Annotated in this window: 41 protein-coding genes and 1 tRNA gene; 36 read left to right on the top strand and 6 right to left on the bottom strand. The window is 58.6% G+C overall.

The window, feature by feature from the left end; genetic code table 11:
- Positions 1–2: 2 nt before the first annotated feature.
- The 5 genes from FHT86_RS10690 to FHT86_RS38855 all read right to left on the bottom strand — a co-directional run bounded on the left by FHT86_RS10690 (position 3) and on the right by FHT86_RS38855 (position 2,564).
- Complete coding sequence (locus FHT86_RS10690) at positions 3–1,109, bottom strand: hypothetical protein (protein WP_183868687.1); 1,107 nt, start codon at positions 1,107–1,109, stop codon at positions 3–5.
- A complete protein-coding gene (locus FHT86_RS10685) occupies positions 1,093–1,335 on the bottom strand; it encodes a hypothetical protein (protein WP_183868685.1) in 243 nt (80 codons plus the stop codon). Before FHT86_RS10685 ends, FHT86_RS10690 begins: the two co-directional genes overlap by 17 nt.
- The gene (locus FHT86_RS10680) at positions 1,332–1,697 is read right to left on the bottom strand and encodes a hypothetical protein (RefSeq protein WP_183868683.1); all 366 of its coding nucleotides are present in this window, start codon (positions 1,695–1,697) and stop codon (positions 1,332–1,334) included. The genes FHT86_RS10685 and FHT86_RS10680 overlap by 4 nt, the downstream gene beginning before the upstream one ends.
- Before the next feature lie 71 nt (positions 1,698–1,768).
- Entirely contained in the window at positions 1,769–2,104 is a 336-nt protein-coding gene (locus tag FHT86_RS10675; protein ID WP_246779425.1) for a helix-turn-helix domain-containing protein, read from the bottom strand.
- Positions 2,105–2,336: 232 nt separating this feature from the next.
- A complete protein-coding gene (locus FHT86_RS38855) occupies positions 2,337–2,564 on the bottom strand; it encodes an Arc family DNA-binding protein (protein WP_409527585.1) in 228 nt (75 codons plus the stop codon).
- Between the two features lie 277 nt (positions 2,565–2,841).
- Between FHT86_RS38855 and FHT86_RS10665 the strand changes: the two genes are divergently transcribed.
- Positions 2,842–3,183, top strand: a complete 342-nt coding sequence (locus FHT86_RS10665; protein ID WP_183868679.1) for a hypothetical protein — start codon at positions 2,842–2,844, stop codon at positions 3,181–3,183.
- A 10-nt stretch (positions 3,184–3,193) separates the two neighbouring features.
- Here the strand turns inward: FHT86_RS10665 and FHT86_RS37945 are convergent, their stop codons facing one another.
- Positions 3,194–3,949 carry a helix-turn-helix transcriptional regulator gene (locus FHT86_RS37945; protein ID WP_246779424.1) on the bottom strand — a complete coding sequence of 252 codons (756 nt, stop codon included), beginning with the start codon at positions 3,947–3,949 and terminating at the stop codon, positions 3,194–3,196.
- A 155-nt stretch (positions 3,950–4,104) separates the two neighbouring features.
- Between FHT86_RS37945 and FHT86_RS10655 the strand changes: the two genes are divergently transcribed.
- The 35 genes from FHT86_RS10655 (at position 4,105) to FHT86_RS10490 (ending at position 24,850) form a co-directional block, all read left to right on the top strand.
- Positions 4,105–4,416, top strand: a complete 312-nt coding sequence (locus tag FHT86_RS10655; protein WP_183868677.1) for a hypothetical protein — start codon at positions 4,105–4,107, stop codon at positions 4,414–4,416.
- 3 nt (positions 4,417–4,419) lie between these two features.
- The gene (locus FHT86_RS10650) at positions 4,420–5,349 is read left to right on the top strand and encodes a hypothetical protein (protein WP_183868675.1); all 930 of its coding nucleotides are present in this window, start codon (positions 4,420–4,422) and stop codon (positions 5,347–5,349) included.
- Entirely contained in the window at positions 5,346–5,534 is a 189-nt protein-coding gene (locus tag FHT86_RS10645) for a hypothetical protein (protein WP_183868673.1), read from the top strand. The genes FHT86_RS10650 and FHT86_RS10645 overlap by 4 nt, the downstream gene beginning before the upstream one ends.
- A 159-nt stretch (positions 5,535–5,693) precedes the next feature.
- Positions 5,694–6,317 (top strand): hypothetical protein, encoded by a 624-nt coding sequence (locus FHT86_RS37940; RefSeq protein ID WP_246779423.1) that lies wholly within the window; start codon positions 5,694–5,696, stop codon positions 6,315–6,317.
- A 48-nt stretch (positions 6,318–6,365) separates the two neighbouring features.
- Positions 6,366–6,566: a hypothetical protein gene (locus FHT86_RS10635; protein WP_183868789.1), complete on the top strand. Its 201-nt coding sequence runs from the start codon at positions 6,366–6,368 to the stop codon at positions 6,564–6,566.
- Entirely contained in the window at positions 6,563–7,915 is a 1,353-nt protein-coding gene (locus FHT86_RS10630) for a DUF4942 domain-containing protein (RefSeq protein WP_183868671.1), read from the top strand. The genes FHT86_RS10635 and FHT86_RS10630 overlap by 4 nt, the downstream gene beginning before the upstream one ends.
- The gene (locus FHT86_RS10625; RefSeq protein WP_183868669.1) at positions 7,912–8,484 is read left to right on the top strand and encodes an MT-A70 family methyltransferase; all 573 of its coding nucleotides are present in this window, start codon (positions 7,912–7,914) and stop codon (positions 8,482–8,484) included. The genes FHT86_RS10630 and FHT86_RS10625 overlap by 4 nt, the downstream gene beginning before the upstream one ends.
- Positions 8,481–8,702, top strand: coding sequence for a hypothetical protein (locus FHT86_RS10620; RefSeq protein WP_183868787.1), 222 nt, complete (start codon positions 8,481–8,483; stop codon positions 8,700–8,702). The genes FHT86_RS10625 and FHT86_RS10620 overlap by 4 nt, the downstream gene beginning before the upstream one ends.
- Positions 8,699–9,151 carry a hypothetical protein gene (locus tag FHT86_RS10615; RefSeq protein WP_183868667.1) on the top strand — a complete coding sequence of 151 codons (453 nt, stop codon included), beginning with the start codon at positions 8,699–8,701 and terminating at the stop codon, positions 9,149–9,151. Before FHT86_RS10620 ends, FHT86_RS10615 begins: the two co-directional genes overlap by 4 nt.
- Positions 9,148–10,035 (top strand): hypothetical protein, encoded by an 888-nt coding sequence (locus FHT86_RS10610; RefSeq protein ID WP_183868665.1) that lies wholly within the window; start codon positions 9,148–9,150, stop codon positions 10,033–10,035. Before FHT86_RS10615 ends, FHT86_RS10610 begins: the two co-directional genes overlap by 4 nt.
- Positions 10,032–10,778, top strand: a complete 747-nt coding sequence (locus FHT86_RS10605; protein WP_183868663.1) for a YdaU family protein — start codon at positions 10,032–10,034, stop codon at positions 10,776–10,778. Before FHT86_RS10610 ends, FHT86_RS10605 begins: the two co-directional genes overlap by 4 nt.
- Positions 10,775–11,278: a helix-turn-helix domain-containing protein gene (locus tag FHT86_RS10600; protein WP_183868661.1), complete on the top strand. Its 504-nt coding sequence runs from the start codon at positions 10,775–10,777 to the stop codon at positions 11,276–11,278. Before FHT86_RS10605 ends, FHT86_RS10600 begins: the two co-directional genes overlap by 4 nt.
- Before the next feature lie 15 nt (positions 11,279–11,293).
- Positions 11,294–11,917 (top strand): transcription termination/antitermination NusG family protein, encoded by a 624-nt coding sequence (locus tag FHT86_RS10595; protein ID WP_183868659.1) that lies wholly within the window; start codon positions 11,294–11,296, stop codon positions 11,915–11,917.
- 133 nt (positions 11,918–12,050) lie between these two features.
- Positions 12,051–12,326, top strand: coding sequence for a hypothetical protein (locus FHT86_RS10590; protein ID WP_183868658.1), 276 nt, complete (start codon positions 12,051–12,053; stop codon positions 12,324–12,326).
- Between the two features lie 6 nt (positions 12,327–12,332).
- Positions 12,333–12,404, top strand: a tRNA-Gly gene (locus tag FHT86_RS10585).
- A 441-nt stretch (positions 12,405–12,845) separates the two neighbouring features.
- Positions 12,846–13,169: a Gp49 family protein gene (locus tag FHT86_RS10580; protein ID WP_183868656.1), complete on the top strand. Its 324-nt coding sequence runs from the start codon at positions 12,846–12,848 to the stop codon at positions 13,167–13,169.
- 505 nt (positions 13,170–13,674) lie between these two features.
- Positions 13,675–13,803, top strand: coding sequence for a hypothetical protein (locus FHT86_RS38425; protein WP_281413646.1), 129 nt, complete (start codon positions 13,675–13,677; stop codon positions 13,801–13,803).
- Positions 13,804–13,807: 4 nt separating this feature from the next.
- Entirely contained in the window at positions 13,808–14,266 is a 459-nt protein-coding gene (locus tag FHT86_RS10575; protein ID WP_183868654.1) for a DNA-packaging protein, read from the top strand.
- On the top strand, positions 14,266–15,717 hold the full coding sequence (locus tag FHT86_RS10570; protein WP_183868652.1) for a hypothetical protein: 1,452 nt from the start codon (positions 14,266–14,268) through the stop codon (positions 15,715–15,717). Before FHT86_RS10575 ends, FHT86_RS10570 begins: the two co-directional genes overlap by 1 nt.
- A 9-nt stretch (positions 15,718–15,726) precedes the next feature.
- Positions 15,727–15,996 (top strand): hypothetical protein, encoded by a 270-nt coding sequence (locus tag FHT86_RS10565; protein ID WP_183868650.1) that lies wholly within the window; start codon positions 15,727–15,729, stop codon positions 15,994–15,996.
- A 213-nt stretch (positions 15,997–16,209) separates the two neighbouring features.
- Positions 16,210–18,027: a portal protein gene (locus FHT86_RS10560; protein ID WP_183868648.1), complete on the top strand. Its 1,818-nt coding sequence runs from the start codon at positions 16,210–16,212 to the stop codon at positions 18,025–18,027.
- Between the two features lie 77 nt (positions 18,028–18,104).
- Positions 18,105–18,299, top strand: coding sequence for a hypothetical protein (locus FHT86_RS10555; protein WP_210297605.1), 195 nt, complete (start codon positions 18,105–18,107; stop codon positions 18,297–18,299).
- Entirely contained in the window at positions 18,296–18,736 is a 441-nt protein-coding gene (locus FHT86_RS10550; RefSeq protein WP_183868646.1) for a hypothetical protein, read from the top strand. The genes FHT86_RS10555 and FHT86_RS10550 overlap by 4 nt, the downstream gene beginning before the upstream one ends.
- 5 nt (positions 18,737–18,741) lie before the next feature.
- On the top strand, positions 18,742–19,146 hold the full coding sequence (locus tag FHT86_RS10545; protein WP_183868644.1) for a hypothetical protein: 405 nt from the start codon (positions 18,742–18,744) through the stop codon (positions 19,144–19,146).
- Positions 19,147–19,154: 8 nt separating this feature from the next.
- The gene (locus FHT86_RS10540; RefSeq protein ID WP_183868642.1) at positions 19,155–19,985 is read left to right on the top strand and encodes a hypothetical protein; all 831 of its coding nucleotides are present in this window, start codon (positions 19,155–19,157) and stop codon (positions 19,983–19,985) included.
- Between the two features lie 36 nt (positions 19,986–20,021).
- Complete coding sequence (locus FHT86_RS10535) at positions 20,022–21,068, top strand: major capsid protein (protein WP_183868640.1); 1,047 nt, start codon at positions 20,022–20,024, stop codon at positions 21,066–21,068.
- A 31-nt stretch (positions 21,069–21,099) separates the two neighbouring features.
- A complete protein-coding gene (locus FHT86_RS10530) occupies positions 21,100–21,648 on the top strand; it encodes a hypothetical protein (RefSeq protein WP_183868638.1) in 549 nt (182 codons plus the stop codon).
- Between the two features lie 48 nt (positions 21,649–21,696).
- The gene (locus FHT86_RS10525; RefSeq protein WP_183868636.1) at positions 21,697–22,500 is read left to right on the top strand and encodes a hypothetical protein; all 804 of its coding nucleotides are present in this window, start codon (positions 21,697–21,699) and stop codon (positions 22,498–22,500) included.
- A gap of 12 nt (positions 22,501–22,512) precedes the next feature.
- The gene (locus FHT86_RS10520; RefSeq protein ID WP_183868634.1) at positions 22,513–22,812 is read left to right on the top strand and encodes a hypothetical protein; all 300 of its coding nucleotides are present in this window, start codon (positions 22,513–22,515) and stop codon (positions 22,810–22,812) included.
- A 22-nt stretch (positions 22,813–22,834) separates the two neighbouring features.
- The gene (locus tag FHT86_RS10515) at positions 22,835–23,149 is read left to right on the top strand and encodes a hypothetical protein (protein WP_183868632.1); all 315 of its coding nucleotides are present in this window, start codon (positions 22,835–22,837) and stop codon (positions 23,147–23,149) included.
- Between the two features lie 4 nt (positions 23,150–23,153).
- Entirely contained in the window at positions 23,154–23,468 is a 315-nt protein-coding gene (locus tag FHT86_RS10510; protein ID WP_183868630.1) for a hypothetical protein, read from the top strand.
- 15 nt (positions 23,469–23,483) lie between these two features.
- Positions 23,484–23,975 carry a hypothetical protein gene (locus FHT86_RS10505; RefSeq protein WP_183868628.1) on the top strand — a complete coding sequence of 164 codons (492 nt, stop codon included), beginning with the start codon at positions 23,484–23,486 and terminating at the stop codon, positions 23,973–23,975.
- Positions 23,975–24,148 (top strand): hypothetical protein, encoded by a 174-nt coding sequence (locus FHT86_RS10500; RefSeq protein ID WP_183868626.1) that lies wholly within the window; start codon positions 23,975–23,977, stop codon positions 24,146–24,148. The genes FHT86_RS10505 and FHT86_RS10500 overlap by 1 nt, the downstream gene beginning before the upstream one ends.
- A gap of 44 nt (positions 24,149–24,192) precedes the next feature.
- A complete protein-coding gene (locus tag FHT86_RS10495; protein ID WP_183868624.1) occupies positions 24,193–24,423 on the top strand; it encodes a hypothetical protein in 231 nt (76 codons plus the stop codon).
- A gap of 4 nt (positions 24,424–24,427) precedes the next feature.
- Positions 24,428–24,850 carry a hypothetical protein gene (locus FHT86_RS10490; RefSeq protein WP_183868622.1) on the top strand — a complete coding sequence of 141 codons (423 nt, stop codon included), beginning with the start codon at positions 24,428–24,430 and terminating at the stop codon, positions 24,848–24,850.
- Positions 24,851–24,852: the final 2 nt, after the last annotated feature.

The raw sequence follows: 24,852 nt of genomic DNA, 5'->3' as shown, positions 1-24,852 counted from the left end.
GATCAGAACTCCATTTTGATGTTGGGGATTTCGCCGGCGATGATCGCTAGGACGATTTTCTTGGCCGTGGCCTCGCCAGCGCCCTGCGCCATGAGCGCGGTCTTGGCTTCGCCCATCAGGCGGCCGCGGTGATCGCGGTCGCGTTCACGGGCTTCCCGCTCTTCCTGCTCGCGCTTGGCAGTTGCCATGCGCTCGCGTTCCTGGCGCTCGGCTTCGTCACGGACGGCCTTGGCCTCGGCATTCGCCTTCTCGACAGCGGCGGCAGCTTCCCGCTCAGCGCGCTCGATTGCGGCTTTGGCCTCACGCTCGGCCTGTTCGCGAGCGGCTTGAGCTGCACGTTCCTCGCGTGCCTTCTGCTCTACGGCTTCGCGTTCCTGCCGTTCCTTTTCGCGGCGATCGCGTTCAGCGGATTCGGCCGCCATGCGCTCCTGCTCGGCGCGCGTGGCTTCGATGCGGTCACGTTCCGCCTTTTCGGCGCGAAGCTTTTCGAGCTCGGCCCGGTCGGCTTCGGCCTTCTGGTGAGCCTCGAAAGCTGCCTTCAATTTGTCGGTCGCGATACGATGGGCAACGCGGGCCTGCTCCTCGAACTCGCCAAGCTCGGAGTTGATGACGATCTTCTCCTCCAGTTCGCGGAAGAGAATGCCGTATGGCTGCGGTTCGCCACCGATGAAGCCATTGCCGCAATCTTCGATATGCTTGATGATCGACAGGCAATAATCGATGCGCGCCTGTTCCTGCTTCTCCCACTGTGTCAATGGGCGACGAGCATCTTCTGCCAGCTCTTCCAGATCAGCCTTGACGGTGCGTCGCTTGGCGTCGATAGCATTGATCGACTTCCGAGCGTCTTCATTCAGCTTTTTCCCGGCCTCGTCGATCGCAGTCTTGAAACGCGTGATCCGGAAAGCCTCGGAAGTGATCTTCTTCCGGCTGGTCGCGGTCGACAGATCCGGGACGAAGGCTGCAATATCCTTGCGCAGGTGATCCAGGAAGCGATCATAAAGGTTGTCGTCGGTCAGGACGGAACCAGGATTTTCGCTTACGAGCGACACGACATCGGCCACAGCCTCGCCGTGAAAGAAATCCAATACATTTTCAGCGGCGGTTGACATGAGCGTATGCCTCCTGGTTGTCTTGATCTTGGATTTTGATGACGCGCTCGGCGCGGGAGAGTGCCGCGTAGCTGATCGCAGTCATGAAGAGGGCGAGCATCGCCATGGCAAAGAACTGCTCTTTGGCGGTGAAGGTGATTACCGGCGCGGTCCGGGCGGGCTCCTGCTGGCATATCCCAGCAGGGCAATCGCATTCGCCGTAGGAGCGAAGATCGCAGCGTGTCATTCCGCTGCCTCCATGATGTAGGAGCTCGTCGGGGAAACCTCCGGAATGCGATAGGAACGAGCCTCAAACGCCTGATCTTCGACCGCCGACGCCCATTCCTGAGCGGCTTGACCGCCGACAACCGTCTTGTCGTTCTCGATCTGCTTGACGATCTCAGTGAAGAGGAAGCCGCCAACTGGATCGGCACTGTTGATCCGGCTCGGGCGCGTCAGCGTGGCCTTCTTGCCGAGCTGGACCGACGACACGTAAAACTCGCTGTCGTCTTCGCTCGCGCTCTCAAGCGTGGCTTCGCCGTAGAAAAGCGCGCCTTCGCCATAGAGGGGGATTGTCACTTGCTCGAATGTGAATTGCAGGGTTGTCATCGTTCCGTCCTCGGATCTGATCACTTTCGAAATCCGCCACATTGAAGGGCGGATGCCGAAGGCGATCGGGCTCAAGCCGCCGCGTAGGCGTTGTCGACGAGCTGCTTGATCTGGTTGAGAGCGGAACGGGCTGCCCTGGCTTGCGCAATCAGCGCCGGAGCCTGACTGTCCTCGTCGTTGCCGAAGTACTTGCCGATGATATCCATCGGTTCGACGTTCAGCGTCTTGCAAATCAGGATGAAGGTGCTGACCGAAACCCGGTTCAAGCCCTTCTCGTATTTCTGAACCTGCTGGAATGTAACACCCAGCTTCTCGGCCAAGTCCGATTGGGATAAGCCATGCAGACGACGGAAACCCTTGATCGTTTCCCCGATCTGCTTGTCTACCTGTGTGATGCCTCTTGCCATTTCCCTCATCCTCTTCGCTTCAGAGCCGGGCGGCTCGTTCGTGTTTGGTACGAGGATGTTGTAGCTATAATCGCTACGGCTGTAAATAGGCTTGTAGCGATTTCGGCGACATTTTATTGCATCGCTACGAATCATATGCAAAAAAAGGCGAAGCCAGATCCAGCTCAACAGGCGTTAGCCGTCGGCCGATATCCGGTAGGGGTAGAGAGCTGAATGTGGCGGGTGGCTTTGCTTAGGACCGGCGAGAGTTTTCAAGCATCTTCAGCAGCGAAGTGGCGTTCTCTATGATCGCACGCACTCTTCCGACTTCTGATCTTTCTGCGTCTTGTAGAAAGGTGGATTCCAGCCTGGAATTTATTTCGGCGGTGACGGACCGATTGTTGTCCTTGGCTGCGGCCGTGACCTTTCGCCTAAGGGTCAACGGCATCCGCAAATTGAATTGTGGATCATCTTTCGACATAACGCACTGATGACATAAAAATTTACTGCCTGATATGCACCACAGATGCACCACTTTCGCCTTGCGCGAACGCAGTTTGTGGAATGTAATATGCGGGTAAAAACCAAAGAGATTTTTCACGTAACCTGCGGGGAATTAAAGCAAATGAGTAAAATTGAATCTAATATAATTCTAAAAAATAGACGCGAATTTTCGCAAAATTAGAGGGCTTCGCAAGTTGGAGTTTTGCAGCCCTTCAACGCCGTATTCAGCCGAGTGTTTTGAGTTGGAGGATAAAATGTCAGACGGGGATTGCATTCATCAATCCGTACATTCTTCCCATGCGCCAATGGCGGATGAGGAACCCGAGCCACTTCTAATCGCGATCAATGACTACAAAGCGGGGATCGCCGATTTTCTTGCAAATGCACCGGAAGAGGACGAAGCGGCAAACGCCTATGCAGACACGTCCTACATAGCCCCAATGGCAAAGCTCGAGAAATGGTGCCGGCCGGCGCTAACCAGGAACGGCGCGCTTGCGGCGCTGCAGCTTGCCTATGATGCAAACCGGGACGGAGATTACTGTCTCGTCGGTCCGCTGGTCTCAGCGGCCCTGAAATACTTTCTGACGCCCACCTAAAGCCGGCAAATCACATATTCAGGACAGATCTGCGCACTCGACCAATGACATTCGGTTCATTGTCGAAATAGATAGGATCGTGCGCAATATCAGTCGAAACAGGTTCGAATCTCTGGGGCGGCCCCGGCCTGAAACGCTTGTAAGTGGCGTTTCCTTCACCGTCATCAATGACATAGAGAGCGTTGCTGACCAGTTTTTTATCGTTTCGGTCGACGAAAATTATGCTTTCGGGAGGCGAAATTCTGTTCATCGACGTGCCCTCGACACGTAAGGCTATCCAGTCACCTTTCGGCAGATCGGAGACGGTGAGAGTGCCAAGGATTTCGTCCGCCACTTCATCCCGCGAAAGCCGACCAGCACTTACCCACGATACAAGGTGGATGGACTGCTGCAGTTCCATTTCTTCGGCAGGGAGAGGGAATCCGGTGACGTCCGATATATCCATCATCTCCTTGGCTTTTACGCCGCGGTTTGTTTTTAATATTTTATTGATGATGGTGCGATCGTCCCTCCAGCCGAACCGCTTATGAAGGCGCCTGGCTATCTCGGCTTGTGACAAGCCGCTGTGGTCTACCGCGTTTTTTACCCAATCTATCACCATGAACATAGTGTAGCGATTTCGTAGCAACAAATCAGTTTCCAATATCGCTACACCCCTCTTGCATTTGTAGCCAAAATAGCTACAGTACTTTGCATGGAACCTGCACGCACAATCATTGACCGCTTGGGCGGTCCGAACAAAGTAGCCGCCATTGCCGGCGTCCATCGCACACGCGTGTCCAATTGGGCGCGCGATAAGAAATCCGGCGGGACAGGCGGCATTATTCCGTTCAAGCACGTACCGGTTCTATTGGCTGCGGCGAGAGAGAACGGCGTCGAATTGGCTGCGGAAGATTTCCTTCCTAGGTCGGAGAACGCAGCATGAGCGCCGACGGCCAGATCATCCCCGAAGACGTTCGCGTTGCGGCGGAAGCAGTTCTTGAGAGCGCACACAGAGCCATCACCGTCGAGATAATCGAGCGGACCAGGAGCGGCAACAAAACGGTTAGAGACATCTACGTTGCCGAGATTTCCAAGGTCATCCTCGCCGAGCGCGAGCGCTGCGCGGTGATCGCTGAGGGCAATGCCAAGAGTTTCGACTTTCAGCGAGCTTTTGCTGAGGGCGATGATCTGCCCGTCGGCGCCAAAAGCGTTCAGCTTGCTATCGCCAGAAAAATTCGGGGGGAGGCGTAGGTCATGACCGATGACGCTCACACCATCCCCGACGAAATCGCCTCCCGCACGGCTCGCCTCATCAATGAGGCCGAAGACATGCGTCAGCAGGCCGCCGATGATCTGAAGCAGATCTATGCCGACCTGCGCGAAGAGCTGAAGGGTCTTGGATGGAACGGCGCTTCCGTTTCCGCCGAGGTCGCGGCCCTGAAAGGCGCTATTGCCGAGATGCGTCTCGACGAAAAGTCCAAGACGAAGCGCGAGCAGCGCGGCGAGCGCATCGACGATTACGTTTCGCTCCTCACACGTGCACGTGCGCGAGGCGGCAAACCGAAGGACGACATCAGCCGGCGCCTCGCCAAGCAGGTTGTCGACGGCATGCAGACCGAAGCCGGTCGCGCCGCGCTGATCGCCGCCGTCGATATCATGACCGAGCGCGAAGAGGCTGCGGAAGAATTCCAAGCGAAAGCATCCGGCGACAACGGCGCGACAGGGCAGGCCAATGAAGTGGCAGCCGACAGCGTGACGGGAGATGCGAGTAGGTCGAGCCGGGGCGACGATTCCCCGGCACCCAATTCCCAATCGGATGACGACGCAATCGCTGAAGTGAAGGGCAGCGCCCGACTTGCGAACGCCGCTGGCGTTGAACCGTCGTCGTCCGCCCCCATTGCAACGGCCACTCAAGGCGAAGCCGTTGCCCCTAGCGTCGAGCGCGAGACCGACCGCGATGCGGCGGTAGAACGAGATCGCGCCGCCGCCAACACAGGAGGCGACCATGTAACCGCTCAACCGTCGACCGCCGCACAGGCCGGGGACCCCGTCAGTAAACCCCCGGCCGCTTATCTGCTGCGCCCTCATTGTCAGCACCCGGGCGAGGAGCGCTGCGGCGGATATGGCTCGAAGCATTGCGCCACGTGCCTGAGAGCAATTCGTGAACTGGAGGCAGCGGAATGAGCTTATCTGGCGCTTGTTTTCTGATCGCACTTCTCACCGGCCTTTTCTTCTTTGCTGGCGTTTTCGCCATCTCAAAAATCAGGAAAGCCGCTGCCAGCCCGGAAGAGCGTGGCGCGGCTGAGGGCGACCTTCGTCATTTCCACATTCGTTCCATCGAGGACGAATTTCTGCGCGAGGAATTTTGATTTCGATTGAGCGCGTCTCCTCCCAAGCTCCACGCGCTCAAGGCTGGCCTCGATCGTCTTCCTCCTCCTCCCGAGAGGTCGAGGCCAGCACTTTGATCCGGAGCCTCTTATTCGCCAGTCGCATGACGACGGCTTGAGTAGCGGTTCCGAGACTTTCGAATGAAAGGGCAGCCGGCTCCCTGGCGGAGGGATTGCCGGCTGCAGCAGAGCCGGGCTGCGGCGTTGCTGCGGCTCTGCGAAATGGAATTACGGTTTGCCCAGGCGGCGGGCCGGCGACCAAGGGCGAAGACCTTGCCGGGTCTTTTCCTTGGTCGCGATCATCGAACTTCGATCCGTGGCTCATCTGTAGGCTCCTTCAACAAGAGCAAGATGAACCGAAAGGATTTCGAAGTGACCGAAAAGTTTTCCGGAGATTCAGAAAAACTAATACAGGGAAATGCAAAGAAAATGTCTGATGTAGCCACAGCAAATTTCCTAATCGAGCAGATCGGAGCAAAGCGCCATATCGGCGAAATGTTCCGTGCTGCTTGCCGGGAACTTCGCCAGCGGTTTCCCCATCGCGAAGATCCTGAAAATCAATGGACAGAGCAGCGCCTGAAAGCATGGCGCTACCATGAAAGCAAAACCGTGCAGCATTTCCAAATGGTTGAGCTTTTCGAAACAGCAGAAGCACTCCGTAGGGCGAGGGACGAGCATGCCGAATACAAAGCCAAGACCGAGCATCTTCGTCAGATGGCTAAGCTTCGATCGGCGGCACTCGATCGCGATGTGGCTCAGGGATAAGGCCGCCGGCCTGGCTGAGTGGGTATGTCCGGAATTGAAGGACGAGCAATGACAGACCCATCTGAAATGATCGCATGGCTCGACCGCCGCATTGCCAGCGCCATGACCTGGCTTGATGACCATGGGAAGGGCTCGAAAAAGCCCCGTGCTGAAGGCGAGATCGCGACCAAAGAGTACGACATCGCTCGGTTTGAGGAGATCAAGGCGGCCTATGTGAAGGCTCTCGAGCGGAGAGGGCAGGCGGCATGAACCAACTCGTCACCCAACGCACGGTACTCGATCTCGTTGACGAGTACGAAGAGAAGAACGCAGCGATCGATGACGCGATAACTTCTTTTGAAGCTGCATTCAGTCAGCTAGAGCTCGCCGCGAGTGTGCAAGGCAAGTATGTGGCGCCGGTCACCAGACATCGCCCGCACTTATCCGCTCGCGAGCTACGGTCCAATCTCCTCAAGTCGGGATGGAAGGCAATCTATGACCGCCTCCAGATCGATCGCATCGCTAGCGCAAAGGATAAGAAGCTTTTCGAGCGGACTCTTGAGCAGCCGCCTGAACTGACCTTCGACAATGCCAAGGCGACGTTCGGCGACTACCTCATGCGCCCGCGCTACCATATCCTGCGCGGCCTGGCGGAGGTGTTCGCGGACCTGGACCCCGCCTACAAGTCGCACTCCAAGGTGAAGATCGGCGTTAAAGGCCTTCCCAAGCGGGTTATCGTCCACTGGGGCGAATATAGTGGATATGGGCGAGACAAGTTCCGAGACATCGCCAACGCTCTCGCTGCCTACCGTGGTGATCCACAAATAGAATACGAGGAAATTGCGGAGATCGAAGCTTGCCACCGGGCCGGCCAAGATGCCGTACTCGATGGCCGTGAGCTGAAAAAATACCGCGGCGGCAAGGATGAGGTTGTCACCCCGCCGAACCGCGGCTTGACTGTTCGCAAGTTCTCAAACGGCAACGCTCACATATTCTTCAGCCCGACTGCACTTCTCGACATCAACCGAGCTCTAGCGGAGTTCTACGGCGAGGTGCTGCCCGACGCCGAGGAGGAAGACGCCAAGCCTCAGACGAGCACGGCGGTTTCGAAGGATTTGCAGTTCTACTGGTCGCCGCCTGAGGTCATTGCCAAGGCGATGGATGTCGCCGGCATCTACATGCCGAGAGACTACAGCCGATCGGAAGCGCCAGCATATCGTGTGCTTGAGCCTTCCTGCGGCGATGGGCGTATCCTGGACGAGCTACGGGCGAGGGGCTGCAGGCCGTTCGGGATTGAGGTGCACGCCGGTCGCGCCGCCGAGGCGAGAGCGAAGGGCCATTCAGTCTTGACCGGCAACTTCCTAGAGCAGCCGGCTCGGCCGGAGTTCGATTTCGTCATCATGAACCCGCCATTCTACGGCCGGCACTACGTCAAGCATGTCCGCCATGCTCTGAAATTCCTAAAGCCCGGCGGGACGCTCGTGTCGATCCTGCCGGCGACAGCCCACTACGACCATAAAGAGCTCGAAGGGCAGTGGACCGACCTCCCTGTAGGCAGCTTCTCCGAAGTCGGCACGAACGTTCCGACCGGCATCCTGAAAATTCGGAGACCGACATGATCCTCTTTAACTGGCCATGGGGTGACCTCCAGCCTCACACCTACGACTTCATCATGTCAGACTTCGCATGGGAGTTCGCACTTCGCTCAAGCAAGGGCGAAGCGAAGTCGGCGCAGGCTCAATACAAGGTCATGTCGCTGGCTGAAATCAAGGATCTACCGGTCCTAGACCTGTGTGCCGAAAACGCGGTGCATTGGATGTGGGCGACGAACCCAATGCTGCCTCAGGCCATCGAGGTCATGAAGGCGCAGGGTTTTGAATACAAGACCGCCGGAACATGGCTAAAGACCACGGTTCACGGCAAGATCTCTTTCGGGACCGGCTATATTCTTCGGTCGAGCAGCGAGCCGTTCCTGATCGGAACCCGCGGCAACCCGAAGACATCGAAGTCTGTCCGGTCTGGTTTCACGGGCTTGGCTCGTGAGCATTCCCGCAAGCCCGAAGAGGCGTACCGCGCCGCCGAGCGCCTGATGCCGCGTGCCCGTCGCCTTGAGCTTTTCAGCCGCACCAATCGCCCGGGCTGGGATCACTTCGGTGATGAAACAGGCAAGTTCGAGGTGGCAGCATGAAATTCGAAGAAGCCTTCACCCTCTATGGCCCCGATGTTGAAAAGATAGCCGAAGCCATGGGCATCAAGCCCCACAAGGCTGATCGGCTCATCAACGCCGCAATGAACAAGCGGTACGAAAAAGCGCATCGTCCGGTTTTTGATCCTGCCGAATATCGCCGCCAAAATAATCTCCGCCTTCGTGCCGAGCTGCGCGAGATCCGCAGGAGGTTCGCATGACAAGATTCGCCCAAGTCGATCTAAACGCCGTCGCGCCTCTTCTCCCCGGCGACAAGGTTGCTGCGCGCGTTGCCGGTCGCGGCGAGCACTTCGATTTCACGCCGTCGAATGGCAAAGTCCATTCCGATGTGCCGCTTCGAGCTCGTGCGCCGTCGGCCGCCGAAATGCTGATGCCGACGTTCGTCGACCTCACTGGTACCACGATCGGTCGTTTGAAGGTCACAGGGATAGCCGTCGACATCACGTCGAACGGCACAAATTGGGTCGTGCGCTGCGTCTGTGGCGCCTACGAGACCCGAAAGGCCCGTTACATCAAAACATGCGCCTCCGGCAACAATCCCGGCCAGGAAGAGCCCATGTGTGATTGGTGCACCAAGACGCGCAAGCTGCAGAAGGGTTTCGGCGTGGTGCGCAATGGCCCGCTCGTGAAGATCGAGGGCTACAAATGAGCAGCCTTCAAAGCAAGTGGGTCGGTGGATTGGCGGAGTGGACGGAGGGCGACACGGCGTATCTGTCGGTTGCCTTTACGTGGAAGCTCAATGACGCCTATCAGCGCGCCGTCTACTGGCGATCGCTCGGCTACAAGGTTCGCGCCGGTGGGCCGGGAATCTTCACTCGCAAGCACTTCCTTGCCGATGTAGCTGAGATCGGCGGCGATATGCCGGATGCGGTCGCGCGCCATAATCCAAACGCTACGATCGCAAGTCGCGGTTGCCCGGTCGGGTGCTGGTTTTGCATCGTCCCAAAGATGGAAGGCAAGGAATTTACCCTCCTGCCGGAATTCCCGGTCCGCCCGATCCTCTGCGACAACAATCTCTCCGGCTTGCCGGCAGACTATCAGGATTTCATCATCAGCCGATACATCGGCGAAGGTGTCGAGTTGTTGGACGCGAATTCTGGCTTTGAGCCACGCACGTTCGATGATGACTGCTTCCACCGTTGGAGCGTCATCAACAAGGGACCGTGGCGCTTTGCCTACGATGACCAGCAAGAACGCGGTTACGTCGAGCGCGTGATGAAGATGCTGCGCGATGTCTCGCCGCGTCGGAAGCGGGTTTATGTCCTGATCGGGAATGAGCCGGTCGAAGCCTGCATGGAGCGGATTCGCGAAGTCATAGCCTGGGGCGGCGAACCGCACGTTCAGCCTTACATGAAGCTCAACGCCCTTGATCGCTCGCCATTCCCGCGCTTCGACTGGAACAAGCAGCTCCTCCGGGATGTCGCACGCTGGGCAAACTCACCTCAGATCTGGCGCAAGACGCCATTCGAACGCTACCGCCGATCGGTCAAGACCGTCGAGCGGTATGATGAGCAGCAGGGGCTATTTCTATGAGCAACCGCGCCTGGATGCCTCTCCACATTGCTGACTATCTTGCCGACACCGGTCACCTGACGGCCGCCGAGCATGGTGCCTACCTGCTCATGATAATGCACTACTGGCAGAACGGTGGTCTACCGGACAATGAACGTCTGATCGCCCGCATAGCCAAGCTTTCCGCTGATCAGTGGGAGGAGAGCCGCGACGTTCTCGCCATGCTTTTCGGCGACGGGTGGTCGCACAAGCGTATCGATGCCGAGCTTGAGAAGGCGGACGAGATCATTGAAAAGCGCCGTTCTGCAGCATCCGTCCGCCATGGGAAAAGCAAAAGCGATGCACTTGCATTGCACGTGGACAGCAAATGCAGTGATACGGGCGTGCCACCTAGTACCAATAACCTATCTTCCTCACTTCGTTCGGAAGACGCGAGCGCGCCCGATTTCGAAAAATTTTGGGAAGCCTATCCGAGCAAGATCGGCAGGCCTGCGGCTGAGAAGGCGTTTTCCAAAGCCATTCACCGAGCAAGCGTCGACCAGATCATGGTCGGGGTGATCGCTTACGCCGCCAAGACCGACGATCGCCAGTGGTGCAATCCCGTTAAATGGCTGTCGGAAGATCGCTGGAACGATGTACCAGCTCCGGCTCCGGAGAAGCCGCCTCCCAAGCAAAACGGCTTCCCCCATCTTCTGAAAACCCAGTCCCGAGAAGAGTATTTGCAGCAAGAGCGTGAGCGTTCCGAGAGGAGTTTCAAACGATGAACATCCAGCTAAACGTCAAGCAGTATGGGAGCGCCGCGGATATTTTCGCAGAAGCGGCCGCGCGCCGGCTGAGATTCGAGCACGCCGGGAAGCATCCAAAGCGCAAGGAACTGGAACCCGCCATGGCCGTTCCAGCGCCGCAGTTTGTAGCAAAAATTGCTCCTCTCTGGGAATTCGGCGGCCTCAATTTCGATGCTCACGTTGTCGAGTGGCAGCTACGACAGGTCAACCCGGCGCTTACCTATCTCAAAGACCGGTGCGCTGAACTGGATATCTCCTTTCGCCACGTCGTCGGCGCCGGACGGCGAAACAGGGTCGTCGAGATCCGCCATCTCCTGATGTGGGAAATATACCACAAATTCAATCTTAGCCTCCCGCAGATCGGACGGATGTTCGGAGGTCGAGACCACACCACCGTGCTGTACGCGGTCAACAAAATTGAGGCTCGCATGGCAGAGGCGTCGTCAAGGCGCTTCGCCGACATGACTTCACCTAATTGAAACGAGGGCAATGAAATGGCGGCGAAAGAACTTTGGTACTGCATCCGGACGGCACCCGGGGCGCAACGAAACGCAAAGGCACCGGAAGGAACGCCGGGGTTGCTTGAATGCGTGATCGAACGCAATCTCCGCAATGAGGGCTTCCGCGTCTTCATGCCGACGGTCCACTACGAGGTTAGGCATAGCCGAACGAAGAAATGGGTAGAGCGCCGTTTCCCGCTACTGGTAGGCTACGCCTTCGTCGACATGTTCGGAAAGCAATTCGAAGACGTCAGGCGCGTCGAGGGCGTCATGTGCTTCCTTCGTCGCTCTGTCTCCTCGGGCCCGTACATGATGCCGGAGCGTGATATATCCGCACTCATAGCGATCGAGGAAGAAAACCGGGCTTTGATCCATAAACGCCGCGCCGAGCGCGAGGCGAGGGACCGCAGGGCACTTCACCAGACCACCCGCAAGGATCGCGAGCAGATTTTGCCGAAGGATACGATCGCCACTATCTGCGGCAAGAGCCCGTTCAGCGGCCTGGTGGCCAGGGTTATCGGGCCGTCGTCTCGCGGCAAGGTAAAAGCTGTTATCGAAACCCTTGATAGCATGCTAGAGCTTGACATCCCGCTTGAAAATCTCGAGGCCGTCGCGTAATGTCAGCGCAACTGATTTGCCGCCTGTTCCATCGGGGCTCTAAATGTCGTCCGAGGGGTGCGCCACTTGAAGCCGGTCTTCCGGCTTTTGGCGCGTGCGGATTTTCTCAAAAATTGAACGTGGTGGTCGCGTGATGCAAATCATCAAGACCTATCCAGTTGAAATCGAAGCGCAGCGCGAACAGTGGCTGTCTCTGATCGAGGCGACGCGCCTCAAGTATGAGGCGATCATCAACCCGAGCGGCGACCTCACGGCCTTGATTGCGATCCGTCGCCCGCGCACACCGCGGGAGTTTGCTGATCTGCAAACGAGCTACCTGCTAGAGATAGAGCCCATTGTGAAGCATCTGGTTTATCTGGAAGGCTTCGCGACCATTTCGATGGTCATTGAGCGTGAGCAGGCGGCATAGAGACACGCTGCGGTCCTCAAGGTGAGGGATCACCCTTCCAAGGTGACAAGCCCGGTTCGATTCCGGGTCGCCGCTCCAGACAGCTACACGCGGGTGTAGCCTATCCCCTTAACCGGGGCGCCATAAGCCAAGGATACGGTGTCGCCGAGGCCCTTGGAGCCAATTCGAAGCTTAGGCTTCAACGATCTCTCGGAGCCGCAAAGACGGTATGAGGGGCATGCGAACAGCTATATGCTGTCTCCATTGAGCAATTTGCTCTAGGGCAGTCGGCGGCCTCGTAACAGAATGCCGGCACCAATTCGAGGCAATAGCCTCACACAGATCGGGAAGGCGGGCACGGCGACTGTAGCCGGTTCGTGAAGGCAAAGGGAGAATGGTCCCAGCCGTTCCTTCCCGCCGAGAAGCACCGGGAGCGCTATACCCGGAGAGACGTGGAAGTCGCCTCATCCAGCCCGATCGGCGTAACTGCTGGTCGGGCTTTTTGATTCCAGATTGAAGCCCAGATTGAAGGATAGACAGATGTCCAAGGATGAACAGCAGATTGAAGCCGAGATCCAGGCCAAGGGCTTGAACGCCACACGTCTGAACCCGCAGATGATCGATGATACGGTTGTCTCCGAGCAATACCACGTATTCCCCAGCACGACGTTGACCGTCTGCGCGCTTACGCTGCGCAATGGATACATCGTGACCGGCGAGAGCGCCGCAGCGTCTCCTGAGAACTTCAATCAGGAAATCGGCCGCAAGATCGCCCGAGAGAATGCCCGGAACAAGATTTGGGCGCTCGAAGGCTATTTGCTTCGCGAGAACCTGTCCCGCAACATCAATGCCGTGGCCCAATGACCCACACCGCCATCACAGACGACCGCCGGCTAGAGATAGAAAACGCCGTCAACCGCTGCATTAGGCATTGCAGGATCGGGAAGGTGACGGAGAAAGTAAGCCCTTATACTCGGGATCTGATGGATGCTATCGGACCTCAAGTGGCTGCTTTATTCAGAGCTTCCAATGCGAAGCTGTGGCGCATTGACCACGACTTGAGGGTCGTCAGCGAGTGAGGCTGAGCAATGATCCTCCGTCTCCTCCCATCAATCCCTCTCGATACCCCTAAAGGCCCCGCACTAGCTCATTTCCTCATCGATAATGGAGAAGAGCAGGATCTGCAGTGGGTATGCGCCATCGACGCGACTGGCGAATGCTGGACGTGGCGTAATCCCGAGATCCGGTTCCAGAAGAATATCACCATGGGGCGCATACCCCCGAAACCGTAGAATATATTTTCTGTCGGTATCAAAATTCGCTGCCCTGTATCCGCAAAGCCAGAACAGTTTTCCAAATGAGGCCAGAAATGAAAACCTTCAATCAGGCAAAACAAGCAGTTATGGACGCCACGAAATCCGAGCCGTCCAATCAGGAAGAATGGGCTCGCGTCATTCGTGCAGCTGAAGACCTTCTGAAGTCGGCAGGCGTCCGGTAATTCAATGCCCGCCCCGAAGGGAAATAAGTTCTGGAAGGCTCGAAGCAGCCACGGGCGCAAGCCGCTCTTCGAGACCCCTGAAGCTCTTTGGAACGCCTGTTGCGAATATTTCGAATGGGTTGAAAAACACCCATTGTGGGAATCGAAGGCATTCGCATTCCAGGGCACGGTGACCGTCGAGAAGCTTCCCAAGATGCGCGCGATGACGCTTACCGCGCTGCGCCTTTTCCTCGATATCGATCGTTCGACGTGGGAAGCCTATCGAACGCGTGAAGATTATACCGCAGTCACAACACGCGTAGAGGATATCATCTACTCTCAAAAGCTCGAAGGAGCTGCGGCCGATCTGCTGAACGCCAACATTATCGCGCGCGACCTCGGCCTTCGTGACAAGCAGGAACATGACATCGGCGACACGCTTGCCGCCCTGGTCGCGTCCAGCATGAAAAATTCAGACGACTGATGAATTCCGCATCGGATCAAATACGGCGGTGGCGCGAGCACCCCGTTACGATGGTGCGCGAGCTGTTCGAAGTCGAGCCAGACCTCTGGCAGCAAGAAGCGCTTGAGGCGTTCCCGAACTGCCCGCGGTTGGCAATGAAGGCATGCGCAGGCCCAGGCAAGACCGCACTCCTTGCGTGGCTCGGTTGGAACTTTCTGCTCACTCGGCCGCATCCTTATATCGCTTGCACGTCGATCACAGGTCAAAACCTTTACGCCAACCTGTGGACGGAACTTGCCCGCTGGTACGATCGCTCTCCTCTGCTGAAGAAGGCGTTCACGAAGACCGGCAACAAGATCTACAACAACGACGCTGAAGCCACATGGAAGCTCGAAGCCCGCACATGGGCGCGAGACGCCAACGCAGAGCAGATCGGTAATGCACTGGCCGGTGTTCACGCTGACTACGTTATGTGGTTGCTTGACGAGTCTGGTGATTATCCTGACGCAATCATGCCGACGTGCGAAGGCATCTTTGCCGGTAGCCCTAAAGAAGCGCACATCGTGCAGGCTGGGAACCCGACAAGGCGCGGCGGTCCGCTGTACTCTGCGTGGCGCAATATCAATAAGCTGTGGCATCTGATCGAAATCACGGCTGATCCGGACAGCCCGTCGCGAACGCCTCGTGTCTCGGTCGAGCATGCCCGAGCGATGATCTCGCAATACGGTCGAGATAATCCATGGGTGAAGGTCAAGATCTTCGGGGAGTTTCCCGACACTGACTTCAACGCACTGATCTCTGAAGACGAGGTGAGGGCGGCATTCGCTCGCAGTTACCGGGAATACGACATCGAGAACTCGCCGAAAGTCCTTGGTGTCGACGTGGCGCAGATGGGCGATGACCAGTCGGTGATCTTCCGACGCCAAGGGCTTCAAGGCTTTAAGTCAATCAAGCATCGCAACATCAACTCCATCCAGGGCGCCGGAATCGTTTCTCGCGAATGGCAGACCCACGGCATTGATGCATGCTTTGTGGATGCGACCGGCGGATTTGGTGCGGGCTGGCTTGATCAGCTCGGGGTGTTGGGGTTTGCGCCGACAGGCGTGCACTTCTCAAGCGATGCGATCAAGAAGGAACGCTACTTCAACAAGCGGGCCGAAATGTATTTCGAAGCCGCCGACTGGATCAAGCGCGGTGGTGCGCTCCACGAGAGCGAGGAACTCCTGCAGGGTCTGGTCAACACGACCTATTCCATCCGCAAGGATCGGTTGCTGCTCGAACCGAAAGAGGATGTGAAGGCTAAGATCGGCTACTCGCCCGATGATACTGACGCCTTCATCCTAACATTCGCTTTTCCGGTCTCTCCGAAGAGCCGGGGGGCCGGCCGCGGGCGTCACACATTCGAATATGACCCGTTCGCCGGCGCTGGCCTGAACAGCGCTGTGTCCGATAGCTACGATCCGTTCAGATAGGCCAGTTTCATGAACGACAACCAACGTCTTCACGTCATCATCGGCTCCGTGTGGGCTTGGATTTACGTCATCGGCTGTTTCGCCGCCGGCATTGCACTGCATAACGCATGGGCTTGGAAGCTGGCGCTCGTCACCGGCGCGCTCTGCTACCTGACGAACCTGTCCCAGTTCATGGACGGCATGGAACCGTCTGACGTGCTGCGCAACGCAGCCATTCTCTTCTTTCTGCTGTCGATCGTCTCCGGCTTTGCCGCCGGCATCGTACTTTTGGTGGTCTAAATGTCCTTTCTATCCCCCAAGGCACCAGCGGCACCGCCCCCGCCACCCGCACCGCCGACTCAAGCGGATGCATCGGTTCAGGATGCTGGATCGGCAGCCGCAGCTCGAGCAGCGGCCGCAGCCGGCGCAGGCGTGAGCAACACCGTGCAGTCGTCATCGCAGGGCGCACCGACGCCGCAGACGGCGCAAAAGCAATTGCTGGGGCAATAACGAATGGCTGACGCTTTCGCCGACGCTCCCTACACCAGTATGTCGCCGACATTGCTGGCAGAGCAGCCACTGACGACTACCGCCCAGCGCGGCAAGGAAGATCGGTCATGGGGTGCTGTGTTCTCGCACCTTGAGGCTCGTCTCGGCTTCCTGCGTGCATGGCGCTATTCGTGGTGGTCGCATTGGGCCCGACTGGCTGAGTTCTTCCTGCCCCGTCGGTATCATTGGCTCGTCGTCGCCAACAAGATGAGCCGTGGCAATCCGATTAATGACCAGATCGTTGACTCCACCGGCACGCTTGCTGTCGAGACATGTGCCTCTGGTATGTGGGCAGGTCTCACCAATCCGTCGCGGCCGTGGCTGAAGTTCGGCATCTCCATGCCAGGCGTGGAGCTTGACGCTGATGCAAAGGAATGGCTCGAAGACGCCGAGGAGCGCGTCTATACCGTTCTCGCGCAGTCCAATTTCTATACCGAGATGGCGCAGGCATTCGAGGATCTGACCGTCTTCGGTACCGCGCCTTTCATCATCTATGAGGACTTCGAAGACGTCATCCGCGTCTATCTGCCGTGCGCCGGCGAATACTATCTCGCGACTGGCGCGCGCTTCGAGGTCGACACGCTCTATCGTGAGTTCGTTCTCACCGTCGTTCAGTTGATCGAGATGTTTGGCGCCGACAACTGCCCGCCACAGGTCACCAAGCTTTGGCAGGCCGGCGGCGCATCGCTCGACAATGAATTCGTTGTGGCTCACTCGATCGAGCCCAACTTTGCGATCTCGAAGCGCGAAGACACCGGCGAAGAAGTCAAGGTTGTTCCCGGTAAGTTCACCTATCGGGAAATCTACTGGCTGAAGGGCCAGAAGACAGACAAGCCGCTGAGCAAGCGCGGGTTTCACGAAAAGCCGTTCATGGCAATGCGCTGGTCGAAGGTCAGCAATGATCCCTACGGCCGCTCGCCGTGCATGGATGCGCTCGGCGATACCAAGCAGATCCAGGTGGAGACACGTCGCAAGGCCGAGTTCATCGAAAAGGGTGTGCGTCCGCCGATGGGCGCCAATCCCGAGCTCAAGAATGAGCCGTCCTCGATCATCCCCGGCATGATCACCTACATGAACACGGACGGCGGCAAGAAGGGCTTCTGGCCGTTGTTCGAGCCGCAGCCGGCATGGTTGAATGGCATCACGGCTGATATTGAGAAAGTCTCGGCCCGTATCGAGAAGTGCCTCTTCGTCGACGTCTTCATGGCGATCACGCAGATGCAGGGCGTCCAGCCGCGCAACGAGCTCGAGCTCACCAAGCGCGACCTGGAACGCCTGCAGAAGCTGGGGCCAGTCATCAATCTGGTTGAGAACGAGCTGTCGCTTGCCATCCGGCGCGTGATGGCCATCCTCGAGCGCCGCAAGATGCTCAACCCGATGCCTCCGTCCCTCAAGGGCATTCCGCTCAAGATCGAGTTCGTCTCGCTGATGCGTCTCGCGCAGCGCGCCGCCGGCTCTGTGTCCATGAAGGATTTCTTCGTCACCGCTGGTGAGTTGTCGGCCGCTTCCAAGGCCGCCGGCGTTCCTGATCCGCTTCGCAAGGTGAATCTCGATAAGGCGCTTGAGAAATATGGCGATCTCGTCAACTTCCCGAGCGAATGCCTGTTCACCGATAAGGAAGTCGAGCAGCACGATCAAGCCCGCGAGCAGGCAAAGGCAGCCGCACAGGCGCCGGGCGCAGCGATGGCAGGCGTCACGGCCGCCAAGACCCTTTCCGAAACCCCACTTCAGAACGGCAGTGCGTTGAGCGCGTTGCTCGGAACTCCGGCAGGCCAGGCATGAGCACTCCAATGAATTGCAAGCATTTCAATTTCAACGCACAGGTCGCTGTGGCGCGATTGGAGGATTCCGGTCGCTTCATGGCGGAAATCAATGTTGAATGCGCCGATTGCAAGGAGCCATTCCAGTTCATCGGGCTTCCGCCCGGTCTCAACCTCAATGGTGCTACCGTAAGCATTAATGGCTTACAGGCGAACATGGCCATTGGTCCTAATTCGCAAATCATGTCGCCGCTCCAGCGGATGACCGTCGACGCAATGGGGAAGAAGCAATGAGCGACCTCACCGAAGTCGAAATCTTTGACTGCCTCACGGACAACTTCAAGAAGGCCATCCAGCATTGCGAGGATCTGGCCGTCAAGCCAGCGAAGGGCCCGACATACAGCACCCTCCGCAACGAGTTGAAGCTGATCGAGGGCGCATCACGGCAGGCCGCACACTGGCGCGAGGATAGCCGCTGGCTGCAAATCGGTCTGCTGGTCTCCGAGGCTCATAAGCGGGCAGGGAACTGGTTGCGCGCCAAGCAGCCGGCGAAGCTTTTCCTGTTGTTGGCCAAGGCACTCATTGTTGCGCAGGCGAACGCAGAGGACATTCGAACCAGAGCAACCGGCCGGCGCGGCGCGATTCTGCCCGATGTCATGCCCGGTCCGCATCGTGACACGCGGCCTGTCGGCTGGCGTGCATCCGACGGCGGCATTCTTCTGCCGAACTGATCATCATGGAAGATGACGACGACGACATCCCGCCTTTCGAAGACGGGACCGAAGAGCCGTTGCCGGAACAGCCGAACGCATCGTCTCGCAAGACCGTAGAGACGGCGAAGAAGAAGCAAAACCGCCACAAGCGCGAGGCGAAAGCTTTTTGGCAGGCCGTCTTTGCCGATCCGATCGGTCGCCGCGAAATGTGGTCGATCCTTCGCGCGGCGCACATCAACGAAACAGTCTTCGCGTGCGGTCCCAACGGGACCCCGCAGCCCGAAGCCACTTGGTACAAGCTTGGTGAACAGCAGTTCGGCCAGACGCTGCTTAGATCGTGGACCATCCTCGATCGCGATGGAGTGTTTCTGATGCAGGACGAGCATGACCCCGCGTTCGGCGGCCAAGCATCATCCAGAAAGAAATAGGACAGGTCATGGCCGACGAAGCAATTCCAGGCGCAGAACAGCCGACTGCGGCAGCGGTCGAAGCCCCCGTTGTTGCCGCTCCCGAGGCGGTAGTTGAAGCCCCTGCGGTCGAGACGCCGGCAGCCCCCGCCGAACCGAACCCGCATGAAACTCCGACCCTGCTCGAAGGCTTTAAGGATAAGCCAGAGGTAAAGGCCGAAGAGGCAAAACCGGCCGAGGAAAAGCCAGCGGAACCGGGCGCGGAAGCGAAACCGGCCGAGGTCAAACCGGAAGAAAAGCCGGGTGAAGCCAAGCCGGCCGAAACGCCGGCCGCCGACCTTCCGCCGATCACCTATGAATTCAAGCTCCCCGAGGCGCTGAAAGACGACTCCGACAAGATGGGCGCCTATACGGGCGTTCTCGCGGAGCATCGCGTTCCACCGGAAGCCGGCCAAAAGCTGCTCGATATGCACGCCACGGCGATGCAGAGCTATGCAGAACAGGTCGCCCAGAACCAGATGAAGGTCTGGAACGACACCCGCGCCGATTGGCGCAAGCAGGTCATGGCAGACGAACAGCTCGGCGGCGCCGGTCATCAGACCGCCATGGGCGCAATCGCCCGCATGCGCGATATGTTCGTGTCCGAGAAGGATATGCCAGCCTTTGACGAATTCCTTCGCATCACAGGGGCAGGGGATCACCCGGCCTTTCTGCGGATGCTTCACAGCGCTGCCCGTCATTTCGATGAGCCGGGCATGCCGCCACCGAATCCGAAACCATCCCCCAGCAACGGCCAGGCACCAAAGGGACGGTTCCGCGATGCCATCTACGATCACCCGCGTTCGGGCGGCAGTAGGTGACCCACTTCTAAACCCCATTGAAAATGGAGAACTACCTTGGCAACAGGCGCCTGGCCCACCCTCGCTGACCTGACTACTCGCATCAATGGTGCGCAGAAGCAGGTCTATATTTCTGAACAGCTTTCCCAGTCCAATGACGTCTGGGACGATCTGCCGATGATCGAAGCAAACGAAATCGGCGGCCATGAATTCGTGTTCCGCACGTCCATTCCTGCCGGCGCTTGGCGCCAGTACAATATGGGCGTTCCCTACGCGAAGTCGACCACCGCGAAGGCCCGCGTTTCGCTCGGCTCGCTGGAAGATTACTCGCAGATCGACCGCATGCTTGCGGAAGACTCCGGCGACATCGACCAGTTCCGTGAAAACGAGGACGTCGCCTTCCTGGAAGGCATGAGCCAGACGATGGTTCAGACGCTCTTCTACGGCAACACCACCATCACCCCGGCCGAGTTCATGGGCTTCTCGCCGTTCTACAATACGCTGAACACGAGCAACGCCCAGAATGCGCAGAACGTCATCAGTGCCGGCGGTTCGGGTAACTCCAACGCTTCGCTGTGGCTGCTCTGCTGGGGCGAGCGGACCATCTTCGGTCTTTACCCGCGCGGTTCCAAGGCCGGTCTGACCATGGAAGACAAGGGCGACACCGTTCCCGGTTTCGACGCCCTCGGCAACCGCTTCGAGGCTTACACCTCGTGGTTCCGTCACCAGATGGGTCTTTGCCCGCAGGATTGGCGCTATGGCGTCCGTCTCGCCAACATCGACGTCACCACGGCCGGTCTGGCCGGTCCGAACGCCTATGACCTGTTCGCAGGCATGGCGCAGATGATGCTCTTCCCGCCGACCCTCGGCAAGGGAACGTCCGGCATCACCAAGACCGACGCCGTCAACGATCCGTCGCCGGGTATCCGCCCGGTATTCTACTGCAACCGCACCGTCCGTCACTGGATGGACGTGCAGGCCATGCGTGATCGCAACGTTCTGCTGCGCATCGACGACTACGCCGGCATGCCCGTGGATAGCTACCGCGGCATCCCGATCAAGGTCGTGGATCAGCTCCTGAACACCGAGGCAACCGTCTCGTAAGGCGAGACCCAACTCTAGAAAGGATTTCGTCATGCGTCTCGACGCAATGCTTGCATTTGTCCCGCTTGGGGCACCTCTCTCCATCGTAGGCGGCGCGGGTGTAGCCATCCCGTCGACCAACGTCATCGATATGCTCGGTCTTGGCGTCGGCCAGGCTCCGCAGAGCATCATCGGCAACGTGACCAACTTTGGCACCGACATGGGTATCGGCGGTTTCCGTCCGGAACTCGAAGTGGCAGTTGGTACCGCGTTCACCACCGGCAACGCCGCAACCCTCAACGTAGCCTTCCAGGCCGCTCCCGATCAGGGCGCAGCCGGCGGCTACCAGCCGGGTACGTGGACTACGCTGGAAGAAACCGGTCCGATGGCAGTCGCCAACCTGACGGCCAATCAGATCATCGCGCGCTTCCCGTGGGTTCCGGCATTCCCGGCCAACCTGCGCGCGCGCTTCCTGCGTCTGCTGTTCTCGCCGGCCGCCGGCACGAACTTCACGGCCGGCACGATCGCCTTCGCCATCCCGACGCCAGTTCGCGACGATCTCGCCAATAAATACGCGGCTCGTAACTACACCGTCGCCTGATAGGACCAGCAACCAATGTCCCGCGGCCAGTATCGGAGAAACAAACACATGCAGCCCAGCACTGAAAGACATACCACGTTCGTCCCTCTCAAAGATGAGGGCGCGCAACAGCAATCTGACGCGCCGACTGCATCGGTCACCGATACACCGGAGTTCCGCAAGGCGCTTGCCGAAGCTACGGCAGAAGCACTCGCCAATATGCGTGACGGGCTTCTGGCCGAGTTCGCACGTATGCGGGAAGAAGCTGGCCCCGAGTCCTCCTCCTCCCACTCGGGGCCAGCGGATACCAACTGGATGCAGGCGCTCGCAATGTCGATCGCCGACATCTCGCACCAGGGCACCGGCCGCAAGCCGGTTGCTCCGCAGGTCATCAAGGCCCGTGAGGATGCTCGCGAACTGATGTTCCAGCGTATCGCCGAAGCGCGCCGGAATGGGATTGTCCCGACCTACCAGCTTCGCAACAAGATCTACATCGATGAGCAGTTGATCGAGCCGATGTTCACCACGGCCGATCATGTCGCACGCCCGACCGTCATCGATTACCCCGGCGTTCCGAACGAAGCGATGAAGCCGGTCAACGAAGTGGCCGACGGTATCTATTCCGCTTTCATGGCGTCGATCGGCACCTCTGAAAAGGTCATCGAAGATAGCCCGCTTTACGTCACCACCGGCGGCGTCGTCGTTCATGGCCGGCCGCCGGCCCGTCGCTCGAATGGTCCGGCCGAACCGCAAAGCGTTGGCAATGGCCAGATTGATGGCGGCCTTCGCGTCAAGCACCGCGATGCACCGGGCCAGTTCGTCGAGACCAACATCCTCGGCACAGTCGCCCGGCCTGCCCGTCAGACCGCATAAGGATCTCCCACCATGGCCACACTCTACATCAGCGAGTTTCCAGGACTGGCGACAATCGGAACGACTATTGCCGCCATACCGGGCGAGCCCTCGATCGCGGATCAGGCAATAGCAATCGGTGCTGGTTCGGTTCAGTCGAACGCCTTCAGCGCCAACACGCGCCTCGTTCTGCTTTCCGCTGACGTCGCGTGTTCGGTGCTTTTCGCGGCAAATCCCGTTGCAGCCGTCGTCAACATGAGAATACCGGCGAATTTCCCCATGCTCTTCGCGGTAGTTCCTGGCCAGAAAGTGGCCGTCATCGCCAACACCTAACCCTATCTCGAAAGGATACGAGATGACCACTTTCCAAACTGGACAGAATGTTCTCCAGGGCACCCCGGCCAAGGGTCTGATCCCGATTGATAATGGCGGCGCTGAGGTCGCGGCGCTGCCGGTCGCTGGCGGCACGGTCACGTTGAACGGCGCCACGCCCGTCGTGGTGGCCAATGCCAACGTCACGGCAGGATCTGTCATCGCCTTCGCGCTCAAAACCGTGGGCGGCACGGTTGGCGCCATCCCGGCTATCCAGACAATCACGCCCGGCACCGGCTTCACCGTCGCGGGCACTGCGCTCGACACCAGCATCTATAACTATGTGATCATCGGCTAAGCCCATGCCGTTTCAGCCCGGTCAAACCAAGCTCCCTGGCTTCCCGACGCAGGGCAAGCTCCCGATGGACAACGGATCTGCCCCCGATGCCTATCTTCCCATCGCCAGCGGCACGTTTGCCGCAAATGGTTCGTTCGTGGTGTCGGTTCCCGAGCCGGCGGTCGGGCCAAATTCCATGATTTTCATCACCTTGGCATTAGGCGGCAATTTTCAGTTCCCGACGCCTTACGTCATTCTGAAGTCGCCCGGCACTGGATTCAACATCGTCGCCCAGAATGCCGGCGATACCCAGACCTACCAATACGTCATCATCGGTTGATCGGAGATCACGACAATGAAACTCAAGTACATTCTCGGCGCCATTGCGGCCCTTTGCATCGCCACGGCGGCGGTTGCTCAAACGATCTCAGTTCCGCTGCTGGCCTCTCTCGGCCAGTCGGATCTCGTGCAGGTCATCAAGGGCGGCGCACCGTCGGCGCAATCCACCTATGCGACAGTCGGTTCGATCGCTGGTGTTGACCAGTATTCGTATCAGATCCCGCTCACCGGTTTCGCGATCACCGTTCCGAATTTCACGTCGCTGCTGTACCTGAACCCGGCGGGCACGCTGGCGACCGGCACGCTCACAATGTCTGCAACCCCGAGCGATGGCCAACGTTTCTGTGTCGAAGATACCCAGACCCAGACGGCTATCACCGTCAGCGCCAATACAGGCCAGACGATGCTGACGTCGATCGGCCTCGGTGCCGTCACCGCATTGGTCGCGAATACCCGCGTTTGCTGGTACTACAACGCCCCGCTCGCCGGCTGGATTCGGACGCAGTAATGCCGAGCGTCAGCCCCAAACAGCACCGCTTTATGGAAGCTGTTGCCCACAATCCGAAATTCGCAAAGCAAGCCGGCGTTCCTCAGAGCGTCGGCCAGGATTTCGCGAAGGCTGACGCGGCCAAGAAGAAATCGCGCGGCAGCGTCCTCTACGACAAAAAGCGCTCTTCCTGATGTCCACCCTCTCTATGGCCGACATGGCCTCAAGGACAACGTCCATGGCTGAGAAGAAAAAGAAATGGGTTCAAAAGGCCGTTCCTGAATCCCGTAAGGGCGTCTTCAAGGAAAAGGCTGAGCGCGCCGGCAAGACCACGCGCGAGTTTGCTTCGGAACATGCCGGCGATAAGGGCACATTGGGCAAGGAAGCCCGTCTGGCCCAGACCCTCATGGGCATGTCGAAGAAGCGCAAATCCCCGCTTTATGATCACCCGAGAAGCAAAAAGGACTGAACCGATGGCGAAGAGCCCGTTGTATGACCGCGGCAAGCGGGATGAAGAGCCGAAGGAACGTCCGGACGCCGAGAAGAAAGACACCTCTGGCGATCGCGGCGGTTCCGAAGAGCACAAGGATTCGGCCGGCAAGTCCGACAAGTCCGAGAAGAAGGGCGGCCGCGAAGCTGTCCATTCGCGCCATCGCCAGGAGCGTGAGAACCTGCACAAGGCTCACGAGGGCGAGCGTCGCGATCTGCACGGCAATCACCGCGAGGAACATCGCAAGATGGCCGCTCGGCATGAGAAAGCCCACAAGGAGCTTGCCGACAAGCAGGAAGCCGAGATGATGGCCGAGGAAGGCCAGCCAGGCGGAAACGCTCCTGCGGCTCCCGGCGCCGGCGCTGCGGCCGCTGCTGCTCCCCAGGTTCCCGCCGGGGAGGGTTGATC

Source organism: Rhizobium sp. BK313, from assembly GCF_014193655.1.
In the GTDB taxonomy this organism is placed as follows: domain Bacteria; phylum Pseudomonadota; class Alphaproteobacteria; order Rhizobiales; family Rhizobiaceae; genus Rhizobium.
This window is presented reverse-complemented; position numbering and strand designations above follow the sequence as displayed.

Excerpts from the sequence above, each read along its gene's own strand:
- FHT86_RS10690 (WP_183868687.1), bottom strand. The coding sequence starts at position 1,109 with ATGTCAACCGCCGCTGAAAATGTATTGGATTTCTTTCACGGCGAGGCT.
- FHT86_RS10685 (WP_183868685.1), bottom strand. The coding sequence starts at position 1,335 with ATGACACGCTGCGATCTTCGCTCCTACGGCGAATGCGATTGCCCTGCT.
- FHT86_RS10680 (WP_183868683.1), bottom strand. The coding sequence starts at position 1,697 with ATGACAACCCTGCAATTCACATTCGAGCAAGTGACAATCCCCCTCTAT.
- FHT86_RS10675 (WP_246779425.1), bottom strand. The coding sequence starts at position 2,104 with ATGGCAAGAGGCATCACACAGGTAGACAAGCAGATCGGGGAAACGATC.
- FHT86_RS38855 (WP_409527585.1), bottom strand. The coding sequence starts at position 2,564 with ATGTCGAAAGATGATCCACAATTCAATTTGCGGATGCCGTTGACCCTT.
- FHT86_RS10665 (WP_183868679.1), top strand. The coding sequence starts at position 2,842 with ATGTCAGACGGGGATTGCATTCATCAATCCGTACATTCTTCCCATGCG.
- FHT86_RS37945 (WP_246779424.1), bottom strand. The coding sequence starts at position 3,949 with ATGGACGCCGGCAATGGCGGCTACTTTGTTCGGACCGCCCAAGCGGTC.
- FHT86_RS10655 (WP_183868677.1), top strand. The coding sequence starts at position 4,105 with ATGAGCGCCGACGGCCAGATCATCCCCGAAGACGTTCGCGTTGCGGCG.
- FHT86_RS10650 (WP_183868675.1), top strand. The coding sequence starts at position 4,420 with ATGACCGATGACGCTCACACCATCCCCGACGAAATCGCCTCCCGCACG.
- FHT86_RS10645 (WP_183868673.1), top strand. The coding sequence starts at position 5,346 with ATGAGCTTATCTGGCGCTTGTTTTCTGATCGCACTTCTCACCGGCCTT.
- FHT86_RS37940 (WP_246779423.1), top strand. The coding sequence starts at position 5,694 with ATGAAAGGGCAGCCGGCTCCCTGGCGGAGGGATTGCCGGCTGCAGCAG.
- FHT86_RS10635 (WP_183868789.1), top strand. The coding sequence starts at position 6,366 with ATGACAGACCCATCTGAAATGATCGCATGGCTCGACCGCCGCATTGCC.
- FHT86_RS10630 (WP_183868671.1), top strand. The coding sequence starts at position 6,563 with ATGAACCAACTCGTCACCCAACGCACGGTACTCGATCTCGTTGACGAG.
- FHT86_RS10625 (WP_183868669.1), top strand. The coding sequence starts at position 7,912 with ATGATCCTCTTTAACTGGCCATGGGGTGACCTCCAGCCTCACACCTAC.
- FHT86_RS10620 (WP_183868787.1), top strand. The coding sequence starts at position 8,481 with ATGAAATTCGAAGAAGCCTTCACCCTCTATGGCCCCGATGTTGAAAAG.
- FHT86_RS10615 (WP_183868667.1), top strand. The coding sequence starts at position 8,699 with ATGACAAGATTCGCCCAAGTCGATCTAAACGCCGTCGCGCCTCTTCTC.
- FHT86_RS10610 (WP_183868665.1), top strand. The coding sequence starts at position 9,148 with ATGAGCAGCCTTCAAAGCAAGTGGGTCGGTGGATTGGCGGAGTGGACG.
- FHT86_RS10605 (WP_183868663.1), top strand. The coding sequence starts at position 10,032 with ATGAGCAACCGCGCCTGGATGCCTCTCCACATTGCTGACTATCTTGCC.
- FHT86_RS10600 (WP_183868661.1), top strand. The coding sequence starts at position 10,775 with ATGAACATCCAGCTAAACGTCAAGCAGTATGGGAGCGCCGCGGATATT.
- FHT86_RS10595 (WP_183868659.1), top strand. The coding sequence starts at position 11,294 with ATGGCGGCGAAAGAACTTTGGTACTGCATCCGGACGGCACCCGGGGCG.
- FHT86_RS10590 (WP_183868658.1), top strand. The coding sequence starts at position 12,051 with ATGCAAATCATCAAGACCTATCCAGTTGAAATCGAAGCGCAGCGCGAA.
- FHT86_RS10580 (WP_183868656.1), top strand. The coding sequence starts at position 12,846 with ATGTCCAAGGATGAACAGCAGATTGAAGCCGAGATCCAGGCCAAGGGC.
- FHT86_RS38425 (WP_281413646.1), top strand. The coding sequence starts at position 13,675 with ATGAAAACCTTCAATCAGGCAAAACAAGCAGTTATGGACGCCACGAAA.
- FHT86_RS10575 (WP_183868654.1), top strand. The coding sequence starts at position 13,808 with ATGCCCGCCCCGAAGGGAAATAAGTTCTGGAAGGCTCGAAGCAGCCAC.
- FHT86_RS10570 (WP_183868652.1), top strand. The coding sequence starts at position 14,266 with ATGAATTCCGCATCGGATCAAATACGGCGGTGGCGCGAGCACCCCGTT.
- FHT86_RS10565 (WP_183868650.1), top strand. The coding sequence starts at position 15,727 with ATGAACGACAACCAACGTCTTCACGTCATCATCGGCTCCGTGTGGGCT.
- FHT86_RS10560 (WP_183868648.1), top strand. The coding sequence starts at position 16,210 with ATGGCTGACGCTTTCGCCGACGCTCCCTACACCAGTATGTCGCCGACA.
- FHT86_RS10555 (WP_210297605.1), top strand. The coding sequence starts at position 18,105 with ATGGCGGAAATCAATGTTGAATGCGCCGATTGCAAGGAGCCATTCCAG.
- FHT86_RS10550 (WP_183868646.1), top strand. The coding sequence starts at position 18,296 with ATGAGCGACCTCACCGAAGTCGAAATCTTTGACTGCCTCACGGACAAC.
- FHT86_RS10545 (WP_183868644.1), top strand. The coding sequence starts at position 18,742 with ATGGAAGATGACGACGACGACATCCCGCCTTTCGAAGACGGGACCGAA.
- FHT86_RS10540 (WP_183868642.1), top strand. The coding sequence starts at position 19,155 with ATGGCCGACGAAGCAATTCCAGGCGCAGAACAGCCGACTGCGGCAGCG.
- FHT86_RS10530 (WP_183868638.1), top strand. The coding sequence starts at position 21,100 with ATGCGTCTCGACGCAATGCTTGCATTTGTCCCGCTTGGGGCACCTCTC.
- FHT86_RS10525 (WP_183868636.1), top strand. The coding sequence starts at position 21,697 with ATGCAGCCCAGCACTGAAAGACATACCACGTTCGTCCCTCTCAAAGAT.
- FHT86_RS10520 (WP_183868634.1), top strand. The coding sequence starts at position 22,513 with ATGGCCACACTCTACATCAGCGAGTTTCCAGGACTGGCGACAATCGGA.
- FHT86_RS10515 (WP_183868632.1), top strand. The coding sequence starts at position 22,835 with ATGACCACTTTCCAAACTGGACAGAATGTTCTCCAGGGCACCCCGGCC.
- FHT86_RS10510 (WP_183868630.1), top strand. The coding sequence starts at position 23,154 with ATGCCGTTTCAGCCCGGTCAAACCAAGCTCCCTGGCTTCCCGACGCAG.
- FHT86_RS10505 (WP_183868628.1), top strand. The coding sequence starts at position 23,484 with ATGAAACTCAAGTACATTCTCGGCGCCATTGCGGCCCTTTGCATCGCC.
- FHT86_RS10500 (WP_183868626.1), top strand. The coding sequence starts at position 23,975 with ATGCCGAGCGTCAGCCCCAAACAGCACCGCTTTATGGAAGCTGTTGCC.
- FHT86_RS10495 (WP_183868624.1), top strand. The coding sequence starts at position 24,193 with ATGGCTGAGAAGAAAAAGAAATGGGTTCAAAAGGCCGTTCCTGAATCC.
- FHT86_RS10490 (WP_183868622.1), top strand. The coding sequence starts at position 24,428 with ATGGCGAAGAGCCCGTTGTATGACCGCGGCAAGCGGGATGAAGAGCCG.